We start from the raw sequence: 25,673 nt of genomic DNA on the forward strand, positions 1-25,673 counted from the left end.
CCTTGCATCTCATACAAATAAAAGTATACTGCCTCCGGGTGCTTGAGGCTTTCTGTCTTGAGCATTGTAAAAATGATATTCCAGGCAGAAAGAGAAAAGCCCCATCCGACTATAAATCGAAATGAGGCTACTCCTAATGCTCAACAACATAAGGCTAGCCTCTTACCTGATAAAAAGCAAGGAGAGAAGGCTATGAAGCCGCAAAAAATCGTAATATTTAGTTTGATCGTTATTTGTGTGACGTTACTCTTATTCACATGGATAACAAGAGGTTCACTCTGTAAACTCCATTTCAAACAAGGTAATACGGAGGTTGCGGCAATCATGGCTTACGAATCCAGCAATAGGTAAGGCAACCTTAGGCGGGAGGTTTTTACTCCCGCCCTTTTAGATGTTGTTATTGCTTGGCTCTCAGGCACCCTTTATATCTAAGTGGAATTACACAAATTAAAACCAATGAAACTTTAGCGTTAATTGATATACCAGAGCTTACAAATCTAAATAAAAATTTTTCATTGGTTTTTTTATCTATTCCAATATTAATTTACTTAATATAATTCAACTTTTAAATTCATCGGATATATAAAAAACTCAAATAATCCATAATATTATAAAAATATCGATAAGATTCAAGGAATATATATATTTCTTGGATGGCTGTCACAATTAAATTCAATTACCGTGAATAATAACTTTTTCACTTAAATAGTAGGTTATTCCACATCAATAACCTACTTTCACTTTTGTTTTATACTCTTCATCTTTCAAGCTGCTGCTTTGTTGGCTGCTTTCACTTACCCCAGTCACATAGTTATCTATGCTCCTGGGGATGCGTTCACTTGCCGCCGCGCTGCAACTCGAAATCTATTGAGTATATATTTTATCCAGGTAAAACTGATGTGGTTAATCGGGAAGTACAACACAGATGTTGCCGATCATCAAAAATATCGATTCTCCATACTTGATGATTACGCCCAAGATGGAGTGGTTTACACACTCCCTTCACCTCACCACTGCGAACAGAACGGATATGGTTAGCATTTATTTCTAACCCAACAACTTTTTTCTCACCTTCAGAACAGAGATACCCAGCCAAAGAACCAAGTGATTCTGCCAATACAACCGACGCACCACCATGTAATAAACCAAATGGTTGTTGGGTGCGATAATCAACAGGCATTGTACCTTCGATAAAGTTATCACCGATATGCGTGATTTTTATGCCCAGATGACCCATCATACATTGGCTACTTACTTTATTCAGGCTCTCCAGTCCAATATCACGTTTCCAAATCATGGGATTATCTCCAATAAAGCTTGCAACGGATGCTTAAGTACTTGCCCTTCTATCCGCTTAACCTGACTACGACAGGAATAACCAGAACTCAGGCAACGCTCCAATGGTAATTTTTGCAAGGCAGGTTGCCAGGATAATTTATAGATACCAATAGAGTGTTTTATATTTTTGTTTTCATGACCATATGTTCCAGCCATTCCACAGCAGCCTACACTGATATTATCTAGCTTGCTACCCAGCCGATGGAAAATTTTTTCCCACTGTTTACTACTGCCCGGTAGCATAGTCACTTCCGTACAATGTCCTAACAGATACCATTTATCACTGAACTCTTCTTTATGATCCATTTTCTCTGGCAAGGCATTAATCAACCATTCATGCACAAGCTGAACCTCGAACTTACCTCGCTGTTCACCAAGAATTTCGTTGTATTCATCCCGGTAACACAATACCAATGCGGGATCAACACCAACCATAGGAATTCCCAAATCAGATACCCTATTAAGGAAATCTGACGTTTTTCTGGCCGTTTGAGCAAAATGGGATAAAAATCCTTTGACATGTTGAGCCTTACCATTAGGAGAAAATGGCAACAATATCGGTTTATATCCCAATTTTTCTACCAAACAGGCAAAGTCAGCCACAACTTTAGCATCGTAATAGCTAGTGAATGGGTCTTGAACGATCAACACATGTTTATCACGGTGATCCTGATCCATCTTTTCAAGCTGTTCTAAAGTGGTAGAAAGCGCATAATGACCAGCAAGCTGTTGATGCAGTGTCGGACTGGATAATAAAGGTAAATCTACCATTCCGATGGTCCGGCGGCTCAATTCCTGCACCCATGGCTGTTTCAAGAAGAAATTAAATACCCGCGGTGCCTTAGCCATTAATGGTGTGCTACTTTCCGCACTTGCCACAATATAATCACGCAAGGGGCGGAAATAACGACCATGATATAACTCAAGAAAACGTGCTCGGAATGACGGCACATCAATTTTAATCGGACACTGTGTTGAACAAGCTTTACATGCCAGACAACCAGACATTGCATCTTTTACTTCATGAGAAAAATCATACTCTCCACGCCATGTTTGCCAGCTATTACGCGTCTTCTCAATCAACCCACGCAGGCTTGGCCGTTTTTGTGCCAATCCTGGTTGTAGCAGTTTCAGATCCATGCCCTGTTCTGTTAAAAGACGAAGCCATTCACGCACTAATGTTGCCCGTCCTTTCGGCGAGTGGATACGCTGTTGACTAATTTTCATTGATGGACACATCGGGCTGTTCACATCGAAATTAAAACAGAGGCCATTACCATTACACTCCATAGCGCCACGGAATGTATTTCTTACATTTATCGGAATTTCCCGGTCATAAGTTCCTCGTTTAACCGCGTCGACTTTCATCATTGGCGCATCAATACCAATCGGTGAACAGATTTTGCCCGGATTCAAACGGTTATCCGGGTCAAAAGCAGCCTTAATCCGACGCAATTCTTCATACAGGATGCTACCGAAAAACTCAGGGCTGTATTCAGCACGAAATCCTTTACCATGTTCACCCCACAACAAACCACCATAACGCGCGGTAAGACTGACAATTTCATCAGAAATCTGTTTCATCAATATTTCTTGCTGGGGATCACACATATCCAGTGCTGGCCGGACATGCAATACACCCGCATCTACATGGCCAAACATGCCATAATTGAGATGATGGCTATCCAGTAGCTGTCGGAATTCTGCAATATAATCAGCGAGATGCTGTGGCGGTACGCAAGTATCTTCCACAAACGGGATCGGTTTCGCAGCACCTTTACTATTACCTAGTAAGCCAACGGATTTCTTACGCATCGCATAAATACGCTCAATATCATCTAATTCCCGACAAACTTGGTAACCAATGACACCCGCCTGCTTGTTATCCATAAGTTCATCAAGACGCTGACAGAGGGTTGTTACTTGCTGATCTATTAATTGTTGGTCATCGCCACTGAACTCAACAATATTCAACCCCTGCATGTCCTTACCAGGCACATCAGTAATCAACTCTTTAACTGAATGCCAGACAATATCCTCACGCGCTAAGTTCAGAACTTTGGAATCCACAGTTTCAACCGATAAAGCCTTTGCATTTACCATAAAAGGCGCATTACGCAGTGCAGAATCAAATGAATCATATTTTACGTTCACCAACCGCCTAACTTTTGGCAACGGTGTAATATCCAGAACAGCTTCCGTAATAAAAGCTAGCGTTCCTTCTGAACCAGTCAAGATACGGCCTAAATCAAACTTCTGCATGTCGTCACTGAAAACATGACGCAAATCATAACCCGTCAGAAAACGATTAAGTTTAGGAAATTTTTCGACGATAAGTTCACGTTGTTCACGGCAACGGTTAAGCACCGTGTTATAAATACGACCTGTCACAGAATCTTCTTGCGCAATCGATTCCGCCAGCGCTATGTCCATAACGCGGGTATCAAGTAGCTCTCCACCCAACAACACGGCCTGTAAGCCAAGAACATGATCGGAAGTTTTACCATATACCAACGAACCTTGACCGGAAGCATCGGTATTAATCATGCCACCCAGTGTCGCTCGGTTACTAGTTGAAAGTTCTGGTGAAAAGAAATAACCATACGGACGCAAATATTGGTTCAGTTGATCTTTAATCACACCCGCTTCTACTCTCACCCAGCCCTGCTCTGGGTTAATTTCAAGGATGCGATTCATATAACGGGACATATCCACCACGATACCACTATTGAGAGCCTGACCGTTTGTGCCTGTTCCCCCTCCGCGCGGAGTAAATGTTAAATTCTGGTATTTTCTTTCACCTGCGATACGGGCCAGCAAAACCACATCTGCTCCGGATCGAGGGAAAATAATAGCCTGCGGCAATAACTGATAGATGCTGTTATCTGTCGCCATTGTCAGACGATCTGCATAGCTGCTTGTAGCATCTCCAGTAAATCCTTGCTCTTTCAGTGTATCCAAGAATTCCTGTGCCAACTCACTGACGTGAGGGGCTTGTGATATGCGTGGGATCATTATCGTTTTGATCCTTGTAAAATAAGTGTCCACATTGATTTATTTATACTACTCTTTGAGTTTGATACTTTAGCCAACCGTAACAATTAATCACTACTAACCTACTATCTGAGAAGGCAAGCGTTTACCTTATCATAATATTCACCTATTTTGAGTAACCTATAGATAACATCTTATTTATTATCTTTATCGCCACTGAATTACTTAGAGAAATTAACTTATGGACAAATCACAGTCGCATTATGATCTACCAAAGTTATTGTTTACCTTAATCTTTCTTTCACTCTTAATCGTTACCAGTTTCTGGGTGATGAAGCCCTTCATCCTTGGTTTTGTCTGGGCCGGAATGGTTGTTATCGCTACCTGGCCTTTACTGGAAAAACTACAAAACAGCTTATGGGGTAAACGCTGGCTTGCCGTCGCCATTATGACATTATTACTAATTCTATTATTTGTGATTCCCATTGTATTACTGGTTAGTAGCTTATTAGAAAACAGTGCACCATTAATTGCGTGGGCTAAATCCCCCACTAATTTTCAAATGCCAGCCATGACCTGGCTGAGCAGCATTCCTCTCGTTGGTGATAAACTCTACAGCGGTTGGAACTCACTGATTACTGATGGCGGGAATGTTCTGATTGCCAAAGTCCAGCCCTATATCGGAGAAGCTGCAACCTGGTTCTTTACTCAAGCGGCAAATGCCGGACGTTTTGTTTTTCATCTTGCTTTGATGGTGCTATTCAGTGTGTTGCTATATCTAAAAGGTGAACAAGTGACAATGAGTATTCGCCATTTTGCTGTTCGCTTGGCAGATAAACGTGGAGATGCCGCCATCCTTCTGGCAGCGCAATCTATCCGTGCTGTGGCGCTCGGAGTAGTCGTTACTGCTTTGGTTCAAGCTATTATCGGTGGTATTGGCTTGGCTGTTTCAGGTATTCCTTATGCTACTTTGCTAACAGTGCTCATGTTTGTCTGTTGTGTTGCCCAAATCGGTCCATTGCTGATTTTAGTTCCTGCTGTCGCCTGGCTTTACTGGACAGGTGATACAACCTGGGGAACCGCGCTATTGGTCTGGAGCTGTGTAGTAACAACAATGGATGGATTTCTTCGTCCGTTTTTAATCCGTCTGGGCGCAGACTTGCCTATGGCCCTGATATTAACCGGTGTTATTGGCGGAATACTCTCATTCGGTATGATCGGTCTATTTATCGGACCCGTTGTGTTAGCCGTTGCTTATCGTTTATTAATTGCATGGATGAATGAAATCCCAGAACCCAAAAATGATTTGACAGAAACTGAGAAATATCTGGAAAAAAAATTCTCAGAATAATTTTTCCGACAATTAATTTTGCCACATATAGCGAAAGAGGATTAATTCTTTCGCTAAATTATAGCCTTATACAGATACATCTAATCATTCATCTGAAATACGAGTTTATTAGATATAAATATTGTCAAATAAATGTTAAAAAAAGGTTAAATATCGCCATTTTTGTCGATAAATAATACGTAAATTAGGACTATTCTTAATGAATAAACTATTCAACTAAATTAATATGGACGGGCTATGAACGAGACGTTTATTTCTCCTTTTGATGGTTCTAGTAATTAGGAACGCGTATATTGCTGTGTGTAGTCTTTGCCTATCGAGCCCACGATAGGCTTTTTTTTTACTATTTTTGTGCTCCTCCAGAATAATGTCATCCGTTTGCTCTCATCATTAAAAAAACCCGCCATTTTGACGGGCTGTTAGTTCCAATTGCGTATTATTCGCAGTTAACTCTCTTTCGCTAACTCTAACCAGGTTTTCACAACGGTATCTGGATTTAATGACAGGCTATCAATTCCCTCTTTCATCAACCAGTGAGCAAAATCTTGATGGTCTGAAGGACCTTGGCCACAAATTCCCACATATTTGTTTTGACGCTTAGCTGCTTGGATAGCTAATGAAAGCATAGCTTTGACTGCATCATTACGTTCATCAAATAGTTCAGATACCACACCCGAATCCCGGTCCAAGCCAAGAGTAAGTTGAGTCATATCATTAGAACCAATAGAGAAACCATCAAAGTGTTCAAGGAATTGTTCTGCCAGAATTGCGTTGGAAGGAATCTCGCACATCATAATGACTTTCAATCCATTCTGACCACGTCTCAACCCTTGCAATGCCAGCTCAGCAACAACAGCTTCAGCCTGAGCAACGGTACGCACAAATGGGATCATAATCTCAACGTTTGTCAGCCCCATATCATTACGTACACGTTTAACCGCTTCACACTCTAATGCAAAACAGTCACGGAAGCTGTCAGAAACATAACGTCCCGCACCACGGAAACCCAGCATAGGGTTCTCTTCATCAGGTTCATAAATATTGCCACCAACCAAGTTAGCATATTCATTGGATTTAAAGTCAGACAGACGCACAATAACCCGTTTCGGCCAAAATGCAGCCGCCAAAGTCGCGATCCCTTCAGTCAGGCGCCCAACATAGAATTCAATCGGATCATCATAACCCGCCATTAAAGATTTTATTTCTTGCTGTAATTCTGGGGATTGCTGTTCAAACTCTAATAATGCGCGAGGATGGACCCCTATCATCCGGTTGATAATAAATTCCAAACGGGCAAGACCTACACCTTCATTCGGCAAACGGGCAAAATCAAATGCACGGTCTGGGTTGCCGACGTTCAACATAATTTTCACATCAAGCTCAGGTAATCGATCGACCTGGGAACTTTGCACCGTAAAATTCAGTTGATCCTGATAAACAAAACCGGTATCACCCTCCGCACAGGAAACCGTAACCTGCTGATTTTCTTTCAGACGTTCGGTTGCATCACCACATCCAACAACAGCTGGAATTCCCAATTCGCGAGCAATAATTGCTGCGTGGCAAGTGCGGCCCCCTCGATTAGTTACAATCGCAGCCGCTTTTTTCATAATAGGTTCCCAATCTGGATCAGTCATATCGGTGACCAAAACATCGCCCGCTTGGATGCGCTCCATTTCATTTAAGTTATGGATAACTTTTACTGTGCCTGAACCAATACGATGACCTATGGCACGCCCTTCTACTAATATCCGACCTCGTTCATTTAATTGATAGCGTTCCATCACCTTCTGATTTGAGCGGACAGTCTCAGGACGCGCCTGCACAATGTATAACTTGCCATTATGACCATCTTTGGCCCATTCAATATCCATTGGCCGGCCATAATGTTTCTCAATCAACAGAGCCTGACGAGCCAGCGCCTCAACTTCTTCATCAGCTAAGGAGAAACGATTGCGTTGTGATTCTGCCACATCTTCAATACGTACCTGCTTACCATGCTCTTTATTATCAGCGTAGATCATATGCAGCTTTTTAGAGCCAAGATTGCGGCGAACAATTGCAGGATAACCTTTATTCAGAGTTGGTTTATGAACATAGAATTCATCCGGATTCACTGCCCCCTGAACAACCATTTCACCCAGTCCGTAAGCCGATGTAATAAATACAACCTGATCAAATCCTGATTCAGTATCAATAGTAAACATTACACCCGAGCAAGCGAGATCAGAACGCACCATACGCTGTACACCCGCTGATAGTGCAACCCCTCGATGGTCATAACCCTGATGGACACGATAGGAAATAGCCCGATCATTAAACAATGAAGCAAACACATGCTTGATGGCAATCATCACAGCATCAATACCCTGTACATTCAGAAAAGTTTCCTGCTGCCCTGCAAAAGAAGCATCAGGCATATCCTCGGCAGTTGCAGAAGAACGCACAGCAAAAGAGGCATCTGGCTCCCCTTCGGACAATTGTTGATAAGCCTCTTGGATATCTTTTTCTAATTGCGGAGTAAATGGCGTATCTATCACCCATTGGCGAATTTGTGCGCCCGCTTTAGCCAGCTGGCTGACATCATCAACATCGGTTTCATCCAGTAAATTATAAATACGCTGATTGACGCCGCTTTGTTCCAGAAAATCATTAAATGCCTGTGCTGTCGTAGCAAAGCCATTCGGAACAGAAACCCCCAATTCTGACAGGTTGGTGATCATTTCTCCCAGGGAGGCGTTTTTACCACCCACCCGGTCAACATCATGCATACCTAATTGGTTATACCAAAGCACATTACACGGGGTGAGGTCATTATTGGGCATTAAAACAATCCTTTTAACATTCGTGAGGAACAAGTCGGAAAATGGGCACTGCACTTAGCAGCCGTAAATAGACTAACACAATGTTTTGACACACATAGAAAGGTGAATCGATCAACCAAACAATATTATTTTTTTACGAGTATAATCTGTAAAAAATCGCTATCCTATTTCACTGAATTGAACGATTAAGATCAAAGGCCACGATAAATATCATGACAAAAGCCAGACTAAAAATATCAGAAGAAAATAACAATGTTGAACGTACTGTTTTCTTTATTTCTGATGGAACAGCAATTACCGCGGAAGTATTGGGGCATGCAGTATTATCACAATTTCCCATTAAAGTGACTTCACATACTCTTCCCTTTGTTGCAAGTGAAAATCGTGCAAAAGAAATAAAGCAGCAAATAAACCAAATATATCAGGATACGCGTATAAGACCTTTAGTTTTCTATTCTATTATCTCTTCTGGAGTGAAAAATATTATCACCAGCAGCGAAGGATTTTGTCAGGATATTGTCCAAACGCTAGTGGCTCCATTACAGAAAGAAACCGGGCTGGAACCCAAACCTGAACTTAACCGTACTCATGGCCTGACAGAGAAGAATCTCAGTCAATATGACGCACGCATAGCTGCTATTGATTATGCTCTGGCACATGATGATGGTATCTCTTTACGTAATCTTGACCAAGCACAGGTTATTCTATTGGGCGTATCTCGCTGTGGAAAAACGCCTACCAGTCTCTACTTAGCCATGCAATTTGGTATCCAAGCTGCAAATTATCCTTTTACTGCGGACGATATGGATAATTTGCAATTACCTGCAACATTAAAACAATTTCAGCATAAGTTATTCGGTTTAACTATAAGCCCCGAACGATTAGCCGCTATTAGGGAAGAACGTCGAGAAAATAGCCGTTATGCATCATTAAGACAATGCAGAATAGAAATTGCTGAAGTTGAAGCTTTATTCCGTAAGAATAAGATTAATTATCTTAATACCACAAATTATTCTGTTGAAGAAATCTCTACCAAAATAATCGATACAATGAAGCTAAAACGCCGAATGTTTTAAGAATATATTAATATAAACAATTGAAAAAAATTTATCATATGAATAACTATATTGTTTGTTTAATTTAACTATTTTCGTTTATCGTAATTTTAATTATCTATACCCAATAGATTTCAATTTGCAGCGCGGCGGCAAATGAACACATCCCCAGGAGCATAGATAACGATGTGACTGGGGTAAGTGAAAGCAGCCAACAAAGCAGCAACTTGAAGGATAAAGGGTATATATAGACACACGCTAGTATGGAACGAACTTTGAGAAAATATATGCCCAGAACAGATGGTTTAAGGACTCACTGCGTCGATAGTCTGGTAACGCCTCAGGCTCTTGCGAGTCAATTTCCTGTATCCGAAAAAATCGCCAATAATGTGACAGCGTCACGAAAACGTATTGAAGCCATTTTGTCCGGGAATGACCCACGACTTATGGTTATCGTCGGTCCTTGCTCTATTCATGATGTTGATGCTGCTTTAGATTATGCTTATCAACTAAATATATTACGCAAAAAATACCAGCATAGACTGGAAATTGTCATGCGCACATATTTTGAAAAACCGCGTACAGTTTTAGGCTGGAAAGGTCTTATTTCAGATCCAGATCTCGACGGTTCCTGTCAGATAAATCGCGGTATTACCTTGGCCCGGAAATTACTCGTTGGCATAAACGAGTTGGGTTTACCCACCGCAACCGAATTTCTCGATATCGTAACCAGCCAGTATATTGTTGATCTGATTAGCTGGGGAGCCATCGGCGCCAGAACAACTGAAAGTCAAATTCATCGCGAAATGGCATCAGCACTCTCCTGCCCGATTGGTTTTAAAAACGGAACTGATGGCAATACCCGAATAGCAATAGATGCCATCCGAGCAGCCAGTGCCAGTCACACATTCTTATCGCCGGATAAGCATGGTCAAATGACTGTCTACCAAACCGAAGGCAACCCATATGGCCATATTATTATGCGTGGAGGTAAACAACCCAACTACAGTGCCGAAGATATTGCCTCAACTTGTGATCAACTACGTAAATTTGATTTACCGGAGCATTTAGTCGTCGATTTCAGCCACGGTAATTGCCAGAAAATACACAAACGCCAACTGGATGTAGCAAAAGAAGTAGGTCAACAGATTCAAGATGGTTCTACCGCAATTGTCGGTGTGATGGCTGAAAGCTTTCTGATTGAAGGCGCTCAAAAAATCATTCCAGGGCAGCCACTGAATTACGGTCAATCTATCACAGATCCTTGCCTAAGCTGGCAAGATACAGAACAACTTATTGAAACTCTTACCAAAGCAGTAAGTGCTCGTTTTTAAGTCCTTTTCTGAGTTAGCCTTTTGATTCATCAAAGGCTAACTCACAATACATTAATAACTTGCATCAATATATTGATCCTGAACGTTAAAAATATTACTTGAAGTCATCTCTTCATATAACGATAATGATTCTCAATATAATAATAGTTAGTATTCTCTAATCGGACTTATGACTAAAAATTCTACCAATTTCGCCAAACTAAAACCGATAAGCTAATATTAACTAAATATATATAAAGACAACCCAGCCAGCCACCCAGAACATGTATTCGGGGCAGCTCGCTATATCCATAAATCACAAAATATTATTATGGGGATTCGTCTGATGTCTCAATCTGCGAAATCAACACTTAAATTATCAGCGCTAAGCCTGGCAATTATCAGTAGTATTCCAACTGTTTATGCAGCAACAAAATCGCCCGATTCCGAAAGCGATAAATCATCCCACGATGTGATAACGGTTTATGCAACAGGTAATGAAAGGGATAGTTTCGAAGCACCCATGATGGTAACAGTGATAAATAATAAATCACCACAAAGTCAGACAGCTGGCAATGCCAATGATCTCATCAGAAAAATACCCGGCATTAATATAGCCGGTACAAACCGCGCCAACGGACAAGACATTAGCCTGCGTGGTTATGGTCCACAAGGTGTTTTGACATTGATTGACGGCATCCGTCAAGGTACAGATACCGGCCATATTAATGGCACGTTCCTGGACCCAGCACTAATCAAACAAGTCGAAGTGGTACGTGGTCCTTCAGCTCTACTCTACGGCAGTGGTGCCTTAGGCGGTGTTGTCGCCTATCAAACTGTAGATGCCGAAGATCTTCTGCAAGCGGGTCAAAATCACGGATTCCGCGTCTTTGCCCGCGGTGCAACCGGTGACCATAGCATAGGTTTTGGCGGTGCGACTTTCGGCAAAACAGAATCTCTGGATGGTTTATTTGCATTCAGTACGCGTGATGCTGGTAATATCCGCAATAGCAATGGTTTGACGGCTGATAATGATGAATTTATCAGTAATCTAATAGCAAAAGGTAGTTGGAAAATTAATGAAAACCAGTCCCTAAGCAGCCAGTTACGCTATTACCGCAATGAAGCGAAACAACCTAAAAATCCACAAATGCTCATCGGGAAAAATGAAAAACCTGACTCATGGTCTGACCGAACAACAACTCAGCGTGATGCCCAATTAAGCTACCAATTAAATCCAGCAGAATATGATTGGTTAAATGCCAAGGCTAATCTTTATTATTCGGATATCACGATTGATGCCCGCACTAAAGAAAAGGGTTTCGAAGGCCGCAAGCAAAAAACCTATGGCGTAAAACTGGAAAACCGCTCCCGCCTGTGGACAGACAGTCCATTAGCACATCAATTTACCTACGGTGGTGAAACTTACCAACAGAAACAAACCCCAGGGGGCAACACGGATAGCTTCCCAGATGCCGATATCCGCTTCTCTTCCGGTTGGGTGCAAGATGAAATAACCTTGCGTGACCTGCCAATATCTATTATCGCTGGCACTCGTTATGACAACTATAAAGGAACCAATTCTAAATATAAGGATGTCAACGCGGATAAATGGTCTTCTAAAGGTGCTATCAGCATCACACCAACTGATTGGTCAATGCTGTTTACCTCGTATGCTCAAGCTTTCCGAGCGCCGACAATGAAAGAAATGTATAACGATTCCAGGCACTACCCGATGGGTCCAGGAATGAATAACTACTGGATACCTAACCCTAATCTCCGCCCAGAAAGTAACGAAACATGGGAATCTGGTTTCGGGCTACGTTTTGATAACTTGCTGGCAGAAAATGATGAGCTGAAATTTAAAGCCAGCTATTTTGATACCAAAGCTAAAGATTATATTAAGTTAGAACTTACTAATCCGCTTAAAACAAAATCGGGCGAGATAGTCAAATCAAGATCTGGCGATCCAATATACCTGAACACAACATCTACTAATGTACCCAGTGCCAAGATTTGGGGTTGGGATATTTCTATGAATTATGAATCCAGCCTGTTCTCCTGGGAGCTGGCTTACAACCGCACTGAAGGCAAAGACGAAAAAAGCGGTTATTCCCTTAATAACCTTAGCCCAGATACTATCACCAGCATACTGGATATCCCCATTGCACAGACCGGTTTTTCTGTAGGTTGGATAAGCCAATTCACAAATCATACTGATTTCAAAGGCAAAGACGACAAAGGTAACGACCTCAAACAGCAAGCCGGCTATGGGATTAATGACTTCTACGTCAGCTACCAAGGCGAAGGAATGTTAAAAGGTGTGACCACTACGGCAGTTCTAGGTAACGCCTTTGATAAAGAATACTACTCACCACAGGGAGTACCGCAGGATGGCCGCAATGCCAAACTATTGGTCAGTTACCAGTGGTAATTTAATGCACTGTATTTTTAAGGAGCTAAATTGTGAATCCATCACTTTATGAACGTTACCTGCAAGCCAAAGCTGACAACAAAGCCAAATATGCCCGGGATCTGGCTGCTTATCTGAATGTCAGTGAAGGTGAGTTATTGCACAGCCGCGTTGGTGTAGATGCCAAACGCCTTGATGTTGATGCCCCCACGTTATTGGAAGAGCTGGCTGTTGTTGGTGAAACTAAAGCAATTACCCGCAATGACTTTGCAGTTCATGAACAAATTGGCCGGTATGAAAATACACGTTTCAGCAGCCATGCAGGGCTGATCCTAAACCCTCGTGAACTCGATTTGCGGATGTTTTTCAATCACTGGAGCAGTGTATTTTATCTGGTTGAACCAGCAAAAAATGGTATGCGCCACAGCATCCAGTTTTTTGATCATCAAGGTGATGCTCTACATAAAGTTTATGCGACAAGTCATACTGATATGGCAGCCTGGGAAACCCTGATCGAAAAATATCAAACAGAAGAAAACCCAGCACTGGTTATCAAACCTGTAGAGGGGACTCATCATTCAGTAATAACAAATGAACTGAAAACGCAGCTTGATGAAGAATGGCGAGCCATGACCGATGTTCATCAATTCTTCATTATGCTTAACCGCCATAATTTGAGCCGCCAACAAATTTTCAATGCTGTACAGGACGATCTCGCCTACAGAGTAGAAAATTCTGCTTTGAGTGAGATCATCAATACCGCTTATGGTGATCAAAACGAAATTATGATTTTTGTTGGTAACCGTGGTTGCGTGCAAATCTTCACCGGTAAACTGGAACGTCTGATGCCATATCAGGAAGAAAACTCAGATCAAAAATGGATTAATATCTTTAACCGCAATTTCACACTACATTTAATAGAGAGTGCTATTGCTGAAAGTTGGGTAACTCGCAAACCGACAACTGATGGTTTCGTCACCAGCCTTGAATTATTTGATGCTAATGGCAATCAAATTGCTCAATTGTTTGGTCAGCGCACAGAAGGCACTCCTGAGCAAACTAAGTGGCGTGAGCAAGTGGCTGCTCTGCCAAAATTGCAACCAGTACAGGAAGAGCGTGTAGCATGAAACAATGGCTTCTAACATTTGTCCTTATGGTATCGTTCAGTGCTTTTTCCACTGAGCGCATCGTTACTATTGGTGGTGATGTATCTGAAATTGTTTTTGCACTAGGTGAAGGTGAAAAAGTTATCGCCAGAGACAGTACCAGCCTGAAACCAACAGAGTTACTTTCTTTACCGGATGTCGGCTATATGAGGATGCTTAACCCTGAAGGCATTCTTTCTATGCATCCGACACTGGTTCTGACCAGTGAACTGGCAAAGCCTTCACTAGCTCTCAAGCAAATCCAAGACTCTGGAATCGAAGTTATTCAGATAACCGGAAAAGCAACGTTAGAAGCCATTCCTGAAAAAATTAAGACCGTCGCTAAGGCGGTCAATCAAGTTAAACGTGGCGAACAGCTGATTCAACAATATCAAAAAGAGCTGGCGGTCATACCAACAACCAAATTGCCAACCCGTATTCTGTTTGTAATGAGTCACGGGGGTATCATACCAATGGCTGCCGGGCAGAAAACCGCTGCCGATAAAATGATCCGTGCTATTGGCGCAACTAATGCAATGCAAGGCTTTAACAATTATCGCCCACTTTCTCAGGAAGGTGTTATTGCCAGTGCGCCAAATTTATTACTGGTGACTGAGGACGGCATCAAATCAATGGGCGGTTTAGATAAAATCTGGCAATTACCCGGATTGAAACACACCCCAGCAGGCCAAAAACAACAGGTTTTAATCGTAGATGATATGGGGCTGCTTGGCTTTGGCCTCGAAACCCCCACAGTGATGAAACAACTGAGACAGGCGGCGGAGAAAGCTCAATGAGCCGTATGAAATCCCCTGGTTTAGGGGTGGTATTTCTTTGTCTATTACTCTCTGTGTTAGCTATTGTCTCTGCCAATATGGGTGCGTTATCACTATCTTTTAAGACATTGTGGGAAGCTTCTATCAGTGATCCTCAGTGGCAAATCTGGCTAAATATTAGATTGCCAAGAGTATTATTAGCAATACTGGTTGGCTGTGCTTTAGCGGCTTCCGGAGCCGTGATGCAAGGGTTATTTCGTAACCCACTGGCAGATCCTAGTCTACTAGGTATCAGCAGTGGTGCAGCACTGATGGTTGCCGTGGTCATTGTCCTACCATTTAGCCTACCAGCTGCGATTACTGTATATGGACATATTATTGCAGCCTTTATTGGCAGTATATTAATTTCATTACTGATTTTTTCACTGAATAAATATAGCTCCGGAAATCTGGCTCGTTTATTGTTAGCCGGGATTGCCATTAATGCGCTCTGTATGTCTGCTATTGGTGTCCTAAGCTATGTCAGTGACGATCAACAATTGCGGCAATTCTCTTTATGGATGATGGGATCACTTAGCCAAATAGAGTGGCCAACTCTGGCAATTGCTGCTTCTTTGATTATTCCAGCCACCATCCTGACTTTCAGTCAGGCACGTAAACTGAATCTGCTGCAATTAGGCGATGAAGAAGCTCACTATCTTGGTATTAATGTCCAGCGCACCAAATTCCAGTTATTACTGCTAAGCGCTCTACTTATTGGTAGCGCCGTTGCATTAAGTGGTGTCATTGGATTTGTTGGGCTGGTTATCCCGCATCTGATCAGAATGCAGTTTGGTGGCGATCATAACTGGCTGCTTCCCGGTGCTACGTTGGGAGGAGCTTCCCTTCTGCTTACCGCAGATACACTAGCAAGAACATTGGTTTCCCCCGCAGAAATGCCTGTTGGCCTAATCACTGGTTTAATCGGCGGCCCATATTTTTTATGGCTGATACTCAAACAGCCAGGGAACCGCGCATAATGGATACAACAAAAAGTAATATTTTTCTACAGGCGAAGAATCTGAGTTATTCGATTGGTAATCAGAAAATAATTGATGATGTTTCGCTCTCTGTGAAGAAAGGTGAGGTTATCGCCATTATCGGACCAAATGGTGCTGGGAAATCCACATTATTGCGGCTATTAACGGGATACATGAAGCCTGAATATGGGCAATGTTATTTACATGGAATACCTATTGAGCAATGGTCATCTCAACAGTTAGCACGAACCCGTGCTGTTATGCGTCAATACAGTTCACTCTCCTTCCCCTTTAGTGTGGAAGAGGTTATTGCTATGGGACGCTCGCCTCATGGCAATCATCACAAACAAATAGCAATTGATACGGTTATTGCGCAAACAGATTGCCAAGAGTTACGCCACCGCGACTATCGACAATTATCCGGTGGTGAACAACAAAGAGTACAATTAGCTCGTGTACTTGCTCAGCTCTGGCATCCAACACCAACAGAGTGTTGTTTATTTCTCGATGAACCGACATCAGCTTTGGATCTCTACCACCAGCAGCATACGTTACGTCTGCTTTATCGGCTGACTCGGGAACAACCCATAGCCATGTGCTGCGTTCTGCATGATCTAAATCTCGCTGCTCTCTACGCAGATAAAATATTTCTGTTACATAAAGGGAAGTTAGTCGCAGCAGGTACGCCAGAAGATGTGTTGAGTGATCAGATTCTAAGGAAATGGTATCAAGCGGATCTTGGTATCACCCGTCACCCTGAAACCCAGCAGCCTCAGATTTATCTGAGGCAATAATCGCAAAAGCTAACAGGCAAATTATTTCAGTAATTTGCCTGCCTTATTTCTTTACCTATTCTATTCACGAAACTTTATTGCATCAGGTAGATACCAGAAAGCTGAAATCAGACAAAAGCAATAACCCAAGAGCTCACATCCCTCTTCAGCCATAGTTTTTACTGTGCGCTCAAAATGTTCCAACATTAAACCTTGCCATAGTTCTCCCATACCAAACAAACGGGAAAAAACCAACACACATAAAATACCCGCAACCATCATGCCGTAACTTTGATGACGAGCAAAATGAGCAAGCCCTGCTAACGTATCCTTACCTCTACGAACAGCATAAAAAATACAGATCAACGCTAATGGAATGGCTATCCACGCCCAAGCACCATGAAATATTTCATCAAATATGGAATCCAGTTCTCTTATCAACAGACAGGCAAAAAAACCAGACATCAAAATTAAGGCAGGGCGTAATTTGCTATTCTTCCTTGCTTCCCGAAGAAATACAGCAGAAATAACAAACAGTATACTCTCCTGAGAAATTTCAGTTAATGAGTTCTCCTTCACTGCATTCTGCAAATAGATAACATCGATAAAAAGTAAGCCTATTACTATGACCAAGATCAGAGCATACAGAATGAAAAATACCAATCTTTTAGTTAAAAAGGCCAAATCCGATTGCATTACAACCTCCATTAAATTGAACAACGAAAGATGATACTAATTTAAATAAGTTGATGCAGAGCATTTGATGCTACTTATTTTTAAAGTGAAGAAAATCTTTATAAATGATAATAATTATCAACTATAAATAGCATTTTTTGCCTATCGATATTTCCGATTTATTTTAAAATACACACATTAATAACTTATGTTATTATCATTATGGAAATAACTAACAGACTCTAATATTTTAGCAACTAGCCCACCTTAGTGGGAGGTGAAAATGTCAGAAATTGTAGTAAACGATATTATCCGGTGGCTCGAAACTCAGCTTCAACGTAACGAAGGTATAAAAATAGAGACTATTGCCGACAAAAGTGGTTACTCAAAGTGGCACCTGCAAAGAGTGTTTAAAGAGGTAAAAGGTTGTACCTTAGGTGAATACGTTCGCAAACGGCGTTTACATGAGGCGGCAAGATCTCTACGTGAAGGAAATATGCCAATCCTTGATATTGCCTTACAGTATGGTTTCAGCTCTCAGGCAACATTTACTCGAATCTTCAAGAAACATTTTAATACCACACCTGCCAAATTCAGAGAGAATGGTCACCTACCTGAATTAAAGTACTTCTTAGGTTATGAGTGATCATCGATTTCCTAAACTTTATTGGCAGCACTCTCTAATGGTCAATAATTTATTGGCCATTCTTCTCTTCTGCTATCTATACCCGTTATCTTTCAAGTTGCCTCTTTGTTGACTGCACTCACCCCGGTCACAGAGTTATCTATGCTCCCTCGCCGTCGCGATGCATCTTGAAATCCATAGGGTATATAATTTAAAAACAAAAATATTTTCATATAAATCATAATATACGGTATTTTTTATTCAATCAGTAGAATCATTTTACTGTCAGCAGACAGATAAAGAATGATCAAAAAACAAATTAATCATAAATATTAAAAAACCATCTTCCTTATTTTTAATCAATAAATATTAACGAAGATTCCTGATTTTTTCATAAAATAAAATTAATTAGAATGACTTTTAACAATATTTAGTAACCTGATAGAAGAAAACTAAGAAAAGATCATCTATCAGATATTTATAGGAATTTTCGTTCCTAAAGTTCAGTAATTAAAAAATAAAAACCCTGAAGACTGAACATCAGGGTTTTATTTAAAATTAATTCTAATTCACTACTCAACACAATAGACGCTATTTTTGCAGACAACTTGAACATTGTCCAAGTTTAAAATAGCAAATGAATAACGGACTTTTAGTATCTTCAACGTAAATGATAACGAATAATATTTTCTATAGAAATTCTCATTCCTATCATAATTTTACTTTACTTATCATTCCTAATTTTTGCTACCACCACCACTACCGCCGCCGCCACTACCACCACCGCTACCACCACCACCGCTACCACCACCACCGCCACCACTACCGCCACCACTACCGCCTTTATCCTCTTTAATTAATACGCCGTTGATATATCCATGTTTATTATATTCATATCCAGTAGTTCTAAGAGTGACCTTTTTGGAATTAAGGTGTGCAAGAAGCAAAGTTATTAAACTACCATTCCCTTGATAACCCCCGTCAGAGTTATCCAGCAGAAAATCCCGTGAAGCACCTTTGTCATCAATAATAACTACATGAACATTGTTTCTAGCTATTTCCGGAGCAATTTGAATAGAAGACACAGTTACATCAGAAATCGACACATTAGGGGTAACTATATCATTAGAATTGTTTTGATCAGTCATAATATATTATTCCTTATAAAATTGAGTTTATACCAAATTACAAATATAAAAATTTATATTACACAAAAAAAACCCAACTAATTTATCAACATCCATATTAAACCATCATAATCCATAAACTTATAAAAAATAAAAAAACTTTACAACTTTAAAAATAGTTTAGAACCATTAATTCGTCAATAAAATACCAAAGAAAATCAAACTAAAAAAAATAAACATTTAACATTAATTTATAACAACAAATTAAATTACTGTATGTTTTTTATTTTTAACTTAGTGCTAATACATATCATATATTTTGTTGTTTACACCTACCATTATAATAAATAAAAAAACCTCCTAATAATAATCGCTAATAATTATATAATCAGTAGAAATTAAAAAAATAACTAGCTGATATTTAACTAAATATCATTTCAGTAAAAATAATAAAATGAGCCAGATATCTCTAATAGAATAATCTGACTCATTATTCATTACTTCATAGTGAATTCAACTGACCATTCGTAAGTCACAAAGTTAGTAGAAGTGATGGTCGCATTGCAAATGGCACCACCGCTCGGAGTTGCCCCCTTGTTCCACTTAGGCAATTTAACACCATTGACATATGTATTAACGAAAGTAGTAGAAAAAACACAAGTCTTATTTCCAATTTTATATCGCACAATCGCATAATTTCCATCAGGTGAAATCGGGCTTTGAACCCGATAATGATCGAAACCTCCTTGCTCTACACTAACCTTGGGCTTGGTTGATGCATTTACGTATGTACTGACTTCATTATTAGTAACGATGGTATAAACAGCATCGGCGCTACCCGGCGCACCGAGATGCTTAAATGTAACTGTTACGGCTGGTCCTGCATGAGCAATACCCGCAGCAGTTAAGGAAGCAGTTGCAAACAGGGCCAACAACGATTTACGTACTAACATTTAGATATTTTCCTTATGTTGTTTAGAATGGCTTACTGCATTTTGATACAACTTTTTCTTCTACAAGATCACTTAGAACACGATATACCCTTCATCCTTCAAGTTGCTGCTTTGTTGGCTGCTTTCACTCACCCCAGTCACATAGTTATCTATGCTCCTGGGGATTCGTTCATTTGCCGCCGCGCTGCAACTCGAAATTTATTGGGTATATATGTTACGACCTCATAAAGCGAATTTCCGCTTTATATATTTATAATATAGACTACTTTCATTAGGATTTACTCAGAGAGATAAAATATTCTCAGTTATAAAAGCCATAGATATTTTTACCTGGAAAAATATGGAGACAAATAGGTGGGAATTATTTCATGAGGAGATTAAATTTTACCAATAAATATTAATATTCACTTCTAGCAACTTCCAGAATTTAAATTTGAGCAATGTAAATATATCAAAGTAAATTAGTTATATACCTGTTATCTTTCAAATTGCCTCTTTGTTGGCTACACTCACTCACCCCAGTCACAGAGTTATCTATGCTCCCGGGGATTCGCTCCCTTGCCGTCGCGATGCATCTTAAAATCCATTGGGTATATATAGGCCAAATCGGCCATTATTGCACAGGAATCTCAACATAGCCTGCTTCCAACCCGATCACCTCTACCCCCTGAGGAACGGCATATCTTGGCGTCACCCTAATCTGTTGCACTGGATCGCGTAATTCTCGTCGATAGATGACAAAAGTCTGCCCATCAGGACCAGTACGTAACGCATCAGTTGGCACCGCTAAGCCATGTTCATTGCGATACGTGACAATGGCCAGTTTCGCACTCATGTTCAGACGAATACGCTGTCGTTGTTCAGGTGTCAGTGGATCAACCGCGACCAACACGTCATAAGTCACACCAGCTCCTTGAGATTCGGTTGAGCGCCCCTGTACACCAATCGTCTTAATCTGCCCTTGCAAGGACAACCCGGCAAAACCATCACCGGTGATCTGAACCGGCATTCCTTCATATAATTGATGTAGATCCGCCTCTTCAATGCGCGCCACCGCCTGAACTTGTTCCAAATTGATTATGCCAAAAAGTGGGGCTCCCTGAGTTACCCGTGTTCCTTTTTGAATAGATAACGTTTTATCTGATTCGGTAACAAGAGGACGAACAACAATTCCGTCAAAAGGCGAAACCAATTCCCGTTGAACTTGCTGGGTTTGAAGCGCTTGATAACGCGCTTGAGCATTCGCCAATTCCATATCGGCAATCTGCCGATTCTCACCTGTACCTTTGTCAAACATAGCACTTAGTTCCGCCTTAGCTGCGGCAAGATCGAGCCGTTGAACTTTAACCTGCTGTTCCAGCGTATCAACTTCCATGCGGGCAACGATGCCTCGTTCAAACAAAACTCGAGTATCAGTCAGTTTACGTTCAGTATCGTTCAGGCTTAGCTGAGCGTTGGTTAAAGCCCTGCGTGCTCTGGCAACATCCTGGCTGTTCTTCCAATCCGCTAGATCTTGTACGGCTCGCTGGGCTTTCAGCAGTTCGGTAAGCGCCTGTCGCAACTGGATATCCAGTTGTGCAGTGTCAAGGCTCAATAATGGTTGCCCACGCTTAACGCGTTGACCTTCTATCACTCCCACTTCGGCGATAATTCCATCGAACGGTGCTGTAATAGTCAAACTGGTGGCAGCCTGAATACGACCGACTAACCCAAGATGATTTTCTAATAGTTGAGGTTCAACACGTACCCATTGCTCTGGCAATGATATATCGGTTGAGGCAGGAGAGAAAACATAGGCAATAGCTGTCCCGACAACCAAAGTAATAGCGAATACCACGAGCCAATGAATTTTATATCTGCAATGAGCAAATGCTCTGATTTTAGTCATTAAGTGCAATATCCCAGCTCCCCAGAGTGGTACCCAGTGTTTCATCCAACTCCGCCTGTGCATTTAGATAAGCAATCAATGCGTTAAGACGAACATTCTCCGCATTGCGCAAATCAGTTTCAAAGCTCAATACCTGAAAGTTACTGGAGCGGCCCACCGTCAATTTTTCACGTTCAATTTCCAGCTTACGTCGGGATAGGTCCAAAGCACGCTGTGCTATCTCATATTGACGCCAACGTGTACCAATATCACGCACCGCATTACCTACATCACGCTGCAATGACTGTTTTGCTTCAGTAAGACGGATATCCTGATTCTGAACATCAACCTGTGCCCGGACTTCCGCCTGACGCTGACTCAAATCCCCGATAGGTATCTCCACTTGGACACCCGCGTAATTTTCCCAATTACGGGAGCTATTTGATCCTGTTCGATCTCGTACCTGACTAGCCCTGCCGACTAAAGAGACATCCCATAAGCGATCATTACGAGCAACTATTAGGTTTATCGCCGCCTGTTCTGCGGTAATCAATTGAGTGAGGTATAATGGTTGATGTTCTTGTGCCAAATGTTGTGCCTGGAGGAGATTGATATCTATGCGTTTCGCCTCCAATCTGTCAGTTGCCTTTACTTGAGTTTGTAAGTCCAAAGCAAGCAAACGCAGTAACTCTAAGCGACTGTTATCCAGTTGATTGGCTGCTTCCTCTGCTGCCAATTCCTGCATAGCAACATCAGCCTCAGTCTGGACAATTTCAAAGGCTGCCATTCTGCCCGCAGCAATCATGGCTTTGTTAACTTCCAGCAGTTGGCACGACCGTTCTAGCGCATCGCGCGCAATTTGCAATTGTTCTTGCGCACGTAACAACTCACGGTAAGCCATAATAACCTGTGTGATCGTCTGGGATACCGTCGCTTTCAGGTTCAAGCGATTTATCTGCTCCATCATTTGGGCAAGACGCACAGGTGCTGTAGCCACATCCTTACCAGCACCTCTCAGTAAAGGCTGAATGACAGAGAAGGAAACGCCATCGCTACGATTACGGCCAGCATTGTTTGCCCATGTCGTTCGACTCGTCCATGACAAGCTGAACTGAGTACCATATTCTCCAAGCATTGTAGATGTGGGCATAATCTCGCTCTGGTGGTAACGATCACTTTGGTTACGCGCAATAGCATAACGACTATTGAGCAATAACTTGGGCGTAAAACGATCTTCAGCAACCCGCAAATCAAATTTCTGTGCAATGCGATCTAAATAGGCACTACGGATAGAACGATTGTTTCGTAATCCCAAATAGATCGCATCACTGAGCGTTATATCAATAGTCTGTTGACTAAGAGAAATGGTACTTGTTGCAGACATAGTTGCCTGTGACGGAACCAACTGCTCTGCCAAAACCGGCTTTACAGACAAGGCTATTACCAATCCAATGATGATACCAATAATGCGTAGAGAAATTTGGCTAATCATCACGCAGTGCCTCTATAGGTTGTAACTTAGCAGCTGCCAACGCTGGATTAATGCCAAAAAACAGGCCAATTACTAATGAACTGGCAATACCCAGAGGCACAGAAAATAAGGATAACGTGAATACCCAGCCAGAAAATTTTACGAACAGATACCCAGCAGCCACTCCTAACAATGAACCAACTATTGCACCGGCGATTGTCAAGGTGGCAGCTTCCAACATAAAAAGTATGCCGATATCAATGGGTCTAGCCCCCAGAGCCATACGAACACCAATTTCACGCCTGCGTTCCGAGACGTTCATCAGCATGACATTCATCACCCCCACACCGCCCACCAACAACGAAATGCCCCCCAAACCAGCAAGCAAATAAGAGAATGTCTTCGTCTGACGCGTCAGCCCATCAAGCAATTGTTGCGGGATTTGAACTTCGACATTACGACCTTTTGATAGTGAGATAAGATAGTTACGTAATAATGTAGCGTCACGGTTTAATATTGTTGTGTCATGTGTTTTGACAATGATACTGCCAATCTCCGGAGCAGGCCGCAACCGTCTCATTCCTTCAATAGGCAGTATCACAGAATCATCAACAGAGACAGGAAGTAAAGGATTTACTCCCTGAATAGCGAGAATTCCTATCACTTCAAACAAATAATCCCCAATTTGCAGTTGGCTACCTACCTGAATCTTTGACTGTTTCGCTATATCGGCACCAATTACGGTATAAGTCGTCTGACGATCATAGTCCGATAAAAAACGCCCCTGCTCGATTTGTAAATCAAGCACCTTAGCCAGATCAGAGGATGTCCCTGTAATATTCGTATCGATCCCTTGCCCCTGAAAACGAACACGAGTTGAATGTAATGTGATGGGTGCGGCATACGCGATAGCAGGTAATGTACGAGTCAATGCTTGAACATCCAATGTAGATGGTGCAGGTTTAACATCAACGCCGGGAATAAAACTAAAATGAGCAACCAGAATATTGCTTCCCATACTTTTAAAAGTGCTAATAGCTTCATTAGCGGCGTTATAGCCAATGTTCAAAAGTGCAATAACCGAAGCACATCCGACTGCAATGCCAAGCAAAGCAAGCAGAGATCGCCTTCCCAGAAGACGCAGACTATCCAACGACTCACGCAGAGCTTGCGCGAGAGAAAGACCGTGGCGACCAGAATTCACACTAAACATCAAATATCCGACAGATCAGTTTCGGAAATTCGCCCATCATTGACATACAAACAGCGCTGCATATTTTTAGCTATTTCCCCATCGTGTGTAACCATGACGAGCGTAACACCCTGCTCACCGTTTAATGACAGAAGCAGTGTCATGATATCGCGTGCTGTGACACTATCGAGATTGCCTGTTGGTTCATCGGCCAAAATGAGAGAAGGCTTGCCAACCAAAGCCCGAGCGATAGCAACGCGCTGACGTTGTCCACCGGAAAGATCTGCCGGACGATGGTGCATACGATTAGCCAGGCCAACCAACTCAAGCTGGTATTGCGCTTCCTTCCGAGCTAATGAGCGTGAATATCCACGATATAACAATGGCAGTGCCACATTATCCAATGCCTGCATTCTGGGAAGTAAATTAAAACTCTGGAATACGAAGCCTATTTCCTGATTTCTTATTTTCGCCCGCTCATCAGAAGTTACTTTTGTTACATTAACACCATTAAACTTAAAACATCCAGAAGTTGGCTGATCCAGTAAACCAAGGATATTAAGTAAAGTACTTTTACCCGAACCGGAAGCGCCAAGAATAGCACAGCTTTGCCCCCGCATTATAGTCAGTGATATTTTATCAAGCACAGGATGATATTTTTCCCCCATACGATAGGATCGACAAATATTTTCCATGTAAATCAAAGATTCCAGACACCTAGAAGTCGTGATTGTCATGTCTGATTTATCCATCGTTTTTTA

At 41.6% G+C, this 25,673-nt stretch carries 20 protein-coding genes; 10 read left to right on the plus strand and 10 right to left on the minus strand.

Annotated elements, in window-relative coordinates; genetic code table 11:
- The first annotated feature begins 192 nt into the window (after positions 1-192).
- Positions 193-351, plus strand: coding sequence for a Hok/Gef family protein (locus BDD30_RS01935; protein ID WP_071823784.1), 159 nt, complete (start codon positions 193-195; stop codon positions 349-351).
- A gap of 529 nt (positions 352-880) precedes the next feature.
- Here BDD30_RS01935 and BDD30_RS01940 read toward each other — a convergent pair.
- The gene (locus BDD30_RS01940; protein WP_015834043.1) at positions 881-1,297 is read right to left on the minus strand and encodes a hotdog fold thioesterase; all 417 of its coding nucleotides are present in this window, start codon (positions 1,295-1,297) and stop codon (positions 881-883) included.
- Entirely contained in the window at positions 1,294-4,353 is a 3,060-nt protein-coding gene (gene ydiJ, locus BDD30_RS01945; protein ID WP_015834042.1) for a D-2-hydroxyglutarate dehydrogenase YdiJ, read from the minus strand. The genes BDD30_RS01940 and ydiJ overlap by 4 nt, the downstream gene beginning before the upstream one ends.
- Before the next feature lie 220 nt (positions 4,354-4,573).
- Between ydiJ and ydiK the strand changes: the two genes are divergently transcribed.
- A complete protein-coding gene (ydiK, locus tag BDD30_RS01950) occupies positions 4,574-5,683 on the plus strand; it encodes an AI-2E family transporter YdiK (protein ID WP_015834041.1) in 1,110 nt (369 codons plus the stop codon).
- Positions 5,684-6,129: 446 nt separating this feature from the next.
- Here the strand turns inward: ydiK and ppsA are convergent, their stop codons facing one another.
- Entirely contained in the window at positions 6,130-8,508 is a 2,379-nt protein-coding gene (gene ppsA, locus BDD30_RS01955) for a phosphoenolpyruvate synthase (RefSeq protein WP_015834040.1), read from the minus strand.
- Between the two features lie 212 nt (positions 8,509-8,720).
- Between ppsA and ppsR the strand changes: the two genes are divergently transcribed.
- From ppsR to BDD30_RS01995, 7 genes are all read left to right on the plus strand, one after another.
- On the plus strand, positions 8,721-9,584 hold the full coding sequence (gene ppsR, locus BDD30_RS01960; protein WP_015834039.1) for a posphoenolpyruvate synthetase regulatory kinase/phosphorylase PpsR: 864 nt from the start codon (positions 8,721-8,723) through the stop codon (positions 9,582-9,584).
- 266 nt (positions 9,585-9,850) lie between these two features.
- A complete protein-coding gene (locus tag BDD30_RS01965; protein ID WP_015834038.1) occupies positions 9,851-10,897 on the plus strand; it encodes a 3-deoxy-7-phosphoheptulonate synthase in 1,047 nt (348 codons plus the stop codon).
- Between the two features lie 325 nt (positions 10,898-11,222).
- On the plus strand, positions 11,223-13,310 hold the full coding sequence (locus BDD30_RS01975) for a TonB-dependent hemoglobin/transferrin/lactoferrin family receptor (protein WP_015834037.1): 2,088 nt from the start codon (positions 11,223-11,225) through the stop codon (positions 13,308-13,310).
- Positions 13,311-13,342: 32 nt separating this feature from the next.
- Positions 13,343-14,416: a hemin-degrading factor gene (locus BDD30_RS01980; RefSeq protein ID WP_015834036.1), complete on the plus strand. Its 1,074-nt coding sequence runs from the start codon at positions 13,343-13,345 to the stop codon at positions 14,414-14,416.
- Positions 14,413-15,231: a heme/hemin ABC transporter substrate-binding protein gene (locus BDD30_RS01985; RefSeq protein ID WP_015834035.1), complete on the plus strand. Its 819-nt coding sequence runs from the start codon at positions 14,413-14,415 to the stop codon at positions 15,229-15,231. Before BDD30_RS01980 ends, BDD30_RS01985 begins: the two co-directional genes overlap by 4 nt.
- Entirely contained in the window at positions 15,228-16,229 is a 1,002-nt protein-coding gene (locus tag BDD30_RS01990; protein ID WP_015834034.1) for a FecCD family ABC transporter permease, read from the plus strand. Before BDD30_RS01985 ends, BDD30_RS01990 begins: the two co-directional genes overlap by 4 nt.
- Complete coding sequence (locus BDD30_RS01995) at positions 16,229-17,023, plus strand: heme ABC transporter ATP-binding protein (protein ID WP_015834033.1); 795 nt, start codon at positions 16,229-16,231, stop codon at positions 17,021-17,023. The genes BDD30_RS01990 and BDD30_RS01995 overlap by 1 nt, the downstream gene beginning before the upstream one ends.
- A gap of 60 nt (positions 17,024-17,083) precedes the next feature.
- Here the strand turns inward: BDD30_RS01995 and BDD30_RS02000 are convergent, their stop codons facing one another.
- On the minus strand, positions 17,084-17,698 hold the full coding sequence (locus BDD30_RS02000) for a hypothetical protein (protein ID WP_015834032.1): 615 nt from the start codon (positions 17,696-17,698) through the stop codon (positions 17,084-17,086).
- A 262-nt stretch (positions 17,699-17,960) separates the two neighbouring features.
- Between BDD30_RS02000 and BDD30_RS02005 the strand changes: the two genes are divergently transcribed.
- Entirely contained in the window at positions 17,961-18,323 is a 363-nt protein-coding gene (locus BDD30_RS02005; protein WP_015834031.1) for a helix-turn-helix domain-containing protein, read from the plus strand.
- Between the two features lie 716 nt (positions 18,324-19,039).
- On the opposite strand, the gene BDD30_RS23850 is transcribed toward BDD30_RS02005, so the two are convergent.
- From BDD30_RS23850 to BDD30_RS02040, 6 genes are all read right to left on the minus strand, one after another.
- Complete coding sequence (locus tag BDD30_RS23850; protein ID WP_015834030.1) at positions 19,040-19,450, minus strand: hypothetical protein; 411 nt, start codon at positions 19,448-19,450, stop codon at positions 19,040-19,042.
- 476 nt (positions 19,451-19,926) lie between these two features.
- Positions 19,927-20,382, minus strand: a complete 456-nt coding sequence (locus BDD30_RS02015) for a hypothetical protein (RefSeq protein WP_015834029.1) — start codon at positions 20,380-20,382, stop codon at positions 19,927-19,929.
- Between the two features lie 613 nt (positions 20,383-20,995).
- Complete coding sequence (locus BDD30_RS02025) at positions 20,996-22,270, minus strand: HlyD family secretion protein (RefSeq protein WP_015834028.1); 1,275 nt, start codon at positions 22,268-22,270, stop codon at positions 20,996-20,998.
- Positions 22,263-23,741: a TolC family protein gene (locus tag BDD30_RS02030; RefSeq protein WP_015834027.1), complete on the minus strand. Its 1,479-nt coding sequence runs from the start codon at positions 23,739-23,741 to the stop codon at positions 22,263-22,265. The genes BDD30_RS02025 and BDD30_RS02030 overlap by 8 nt, the downstream gene beginning before the upstream one ends.
- Positions 23,734-24,933: an ABC transporter permease gene (locus tag BDD30_RS02035; protein WP_041381797.1), complete on the minus strand. Its 1,200-nt coding sequence runs from the start codon at positions 24,931-24,933 to the stop codon at positions 23,734-23,736. Before BDD30_RS02035 ends, BDD30_RS02030 begins: the two co-directional genes overlap by 8 nt.
- A complete protein-coding gene (locus BDD30_RS02040; protein WP_231849206.1) occupies positions 24,933-25,664 on the minus strand; it encodes an ABC transporter ATP-binding protein in 732 nt (243 codons plus the stop codon). The genes BDD30_RS02035 and BDD30_RS02040 overlap by 1 nt, the downstream gene beginning before the upstream one ends.
- Positions 25,665-25,673: the final 9 nt, after the last annotated feature.

Origin of the sequence: Photorhabdus asymbiotica, from assembly GCF_003634575.1 — a bacterium.
Classification (GTDB): Bacteria; Pseudomonadota; Gammaproteobacteria; order Enterobacterales; family Enterobacteriaceae; genus Photorhabdus; species Photorhabdus asymbiotica.

Coding starts and splice junctions, on each gene's coding strand:
- BDD30_RS02000 (WP_015834032.1), bottom strand. CDS start 17,698: ATGCAATCGGATTTGGCCTTTTTAACTAAAAGATTGGTATTTTTCATT.
- BDD30_RS02015 (WP_015834029.1), bottom strand. CDS start 20,382: ATGTTAGTACGTAAATCGTTGTTGGCCCTGTTTGCAACTGCTTCCTTA.
- ydiK (WP_015834041.1), top strand. CDS start 4,574: ATGGACAAATCACAGTCGCATTATGATCTACCAAAGTTATTGTTTACC.
- BDD30_RS01995 (WP_015834033.1), top strand. CDS start 16,229: ATGGATACAACAAAAAGTAATATTTTTCTACAGGCGAAGAATCTGAGT.
- BDD30_RS01975 (WP_015834037.1), top strand. CDS start 11,223: ATGTCTCAATCTGCGAAATCAACACTTAAATTATCAGCGCTAAGCCTG.
- BDD30_RS02005 (WP_015834031.1), top strand. CDS start 17,961: ATGTCAGAAATTGTAGTAAACGATATTATCCGGTGGCTCGAAACTCAG.
- BDD30_RS01990 (WP_015834034.1), top strand. CDS start 15,228: ATGAGCCGTATGAAATCCCCTGGTTTAGGGGTGGTATTTCTTTGTCTA.
- BDD30_RS23850 (WP_015834030.1), bottom strand. CDS start 19,450: ATGACTGATCAAAACAATTCTAATGATATAGTTACCCCTAATGTGTCG.
- BDD30_RS02040 (WP_231849206.1), bottom strand. CDS start 25,664: ATGGATAAATCAGACATGACAATCACGACTTCTAGGTGTCTGGAATCT.
- BDD30_RS01985 (WP_015834035.1), top strand. CDS start 14,413: ATGAAACAATGGCTTCTAACATTTGTCCTTATGGTATCGTTCAGTGCT.
- BDD30_RS01935 (WP_071823784.1), top strand. CDS start 193: ATGAAGCCGCAAAAAATCGTAATATTTAGTTTGATCGTTATTTGTGTG.
- ppsA (WP_015834040.1), bottom strand. CDS start 8,508: ATGCCCAATAATGACCTCACCCCGTGTAATGTGCTTTGGTATAACCAA.
- BDD30_RS01965 (WP_015834038.1), top strand. CDS start 9,851: ATGCCCAGAACAGATGGTTTAAGGACTCACTGCGTCGATAGTCTGGTA.
- ydiJ (WP_015834042.1), bottom strand. CDS start 4,353: ATGATCCCACGCATATCACAAGCCCCTCACGTCAGTGAGTTGGCACAG.
- ppsR (WP_015834039.1), top strand. CDS start 8,721: ATGACAAAAGCCAGACTAAAAATATCAGAAGAAAATAACAATGTTGAA.
- BDD30_RS01940 (WP_015834043.1), bottom strand. CDS start 1,297: ATGATTTGGAAACGTGATATTGGACTGGAGAGCCTGAATAAAGTAAGT.
- BDD30_RS02030 (WP_015834027.1), bottom strand. CDS start 23,741: ATGATTAGCCAAATTTCTCTACGCATTATTGGTATCATCATTGGATTG.
- BDD30_RS02025 (WP_015834028.1), bottom strand. CDS start 22,270: ATGACTAAAATCAGAGCATTTGCTCATTGCAGATATAAAATTCATTGG.
- BDD30_RS02035 (WP_041381797.1), bottom strand. CDS start 24,933: ATGTTTAGTGTGAATTCTGGTCGCCACGGTCTTTCTCTCGCGCAAGCT.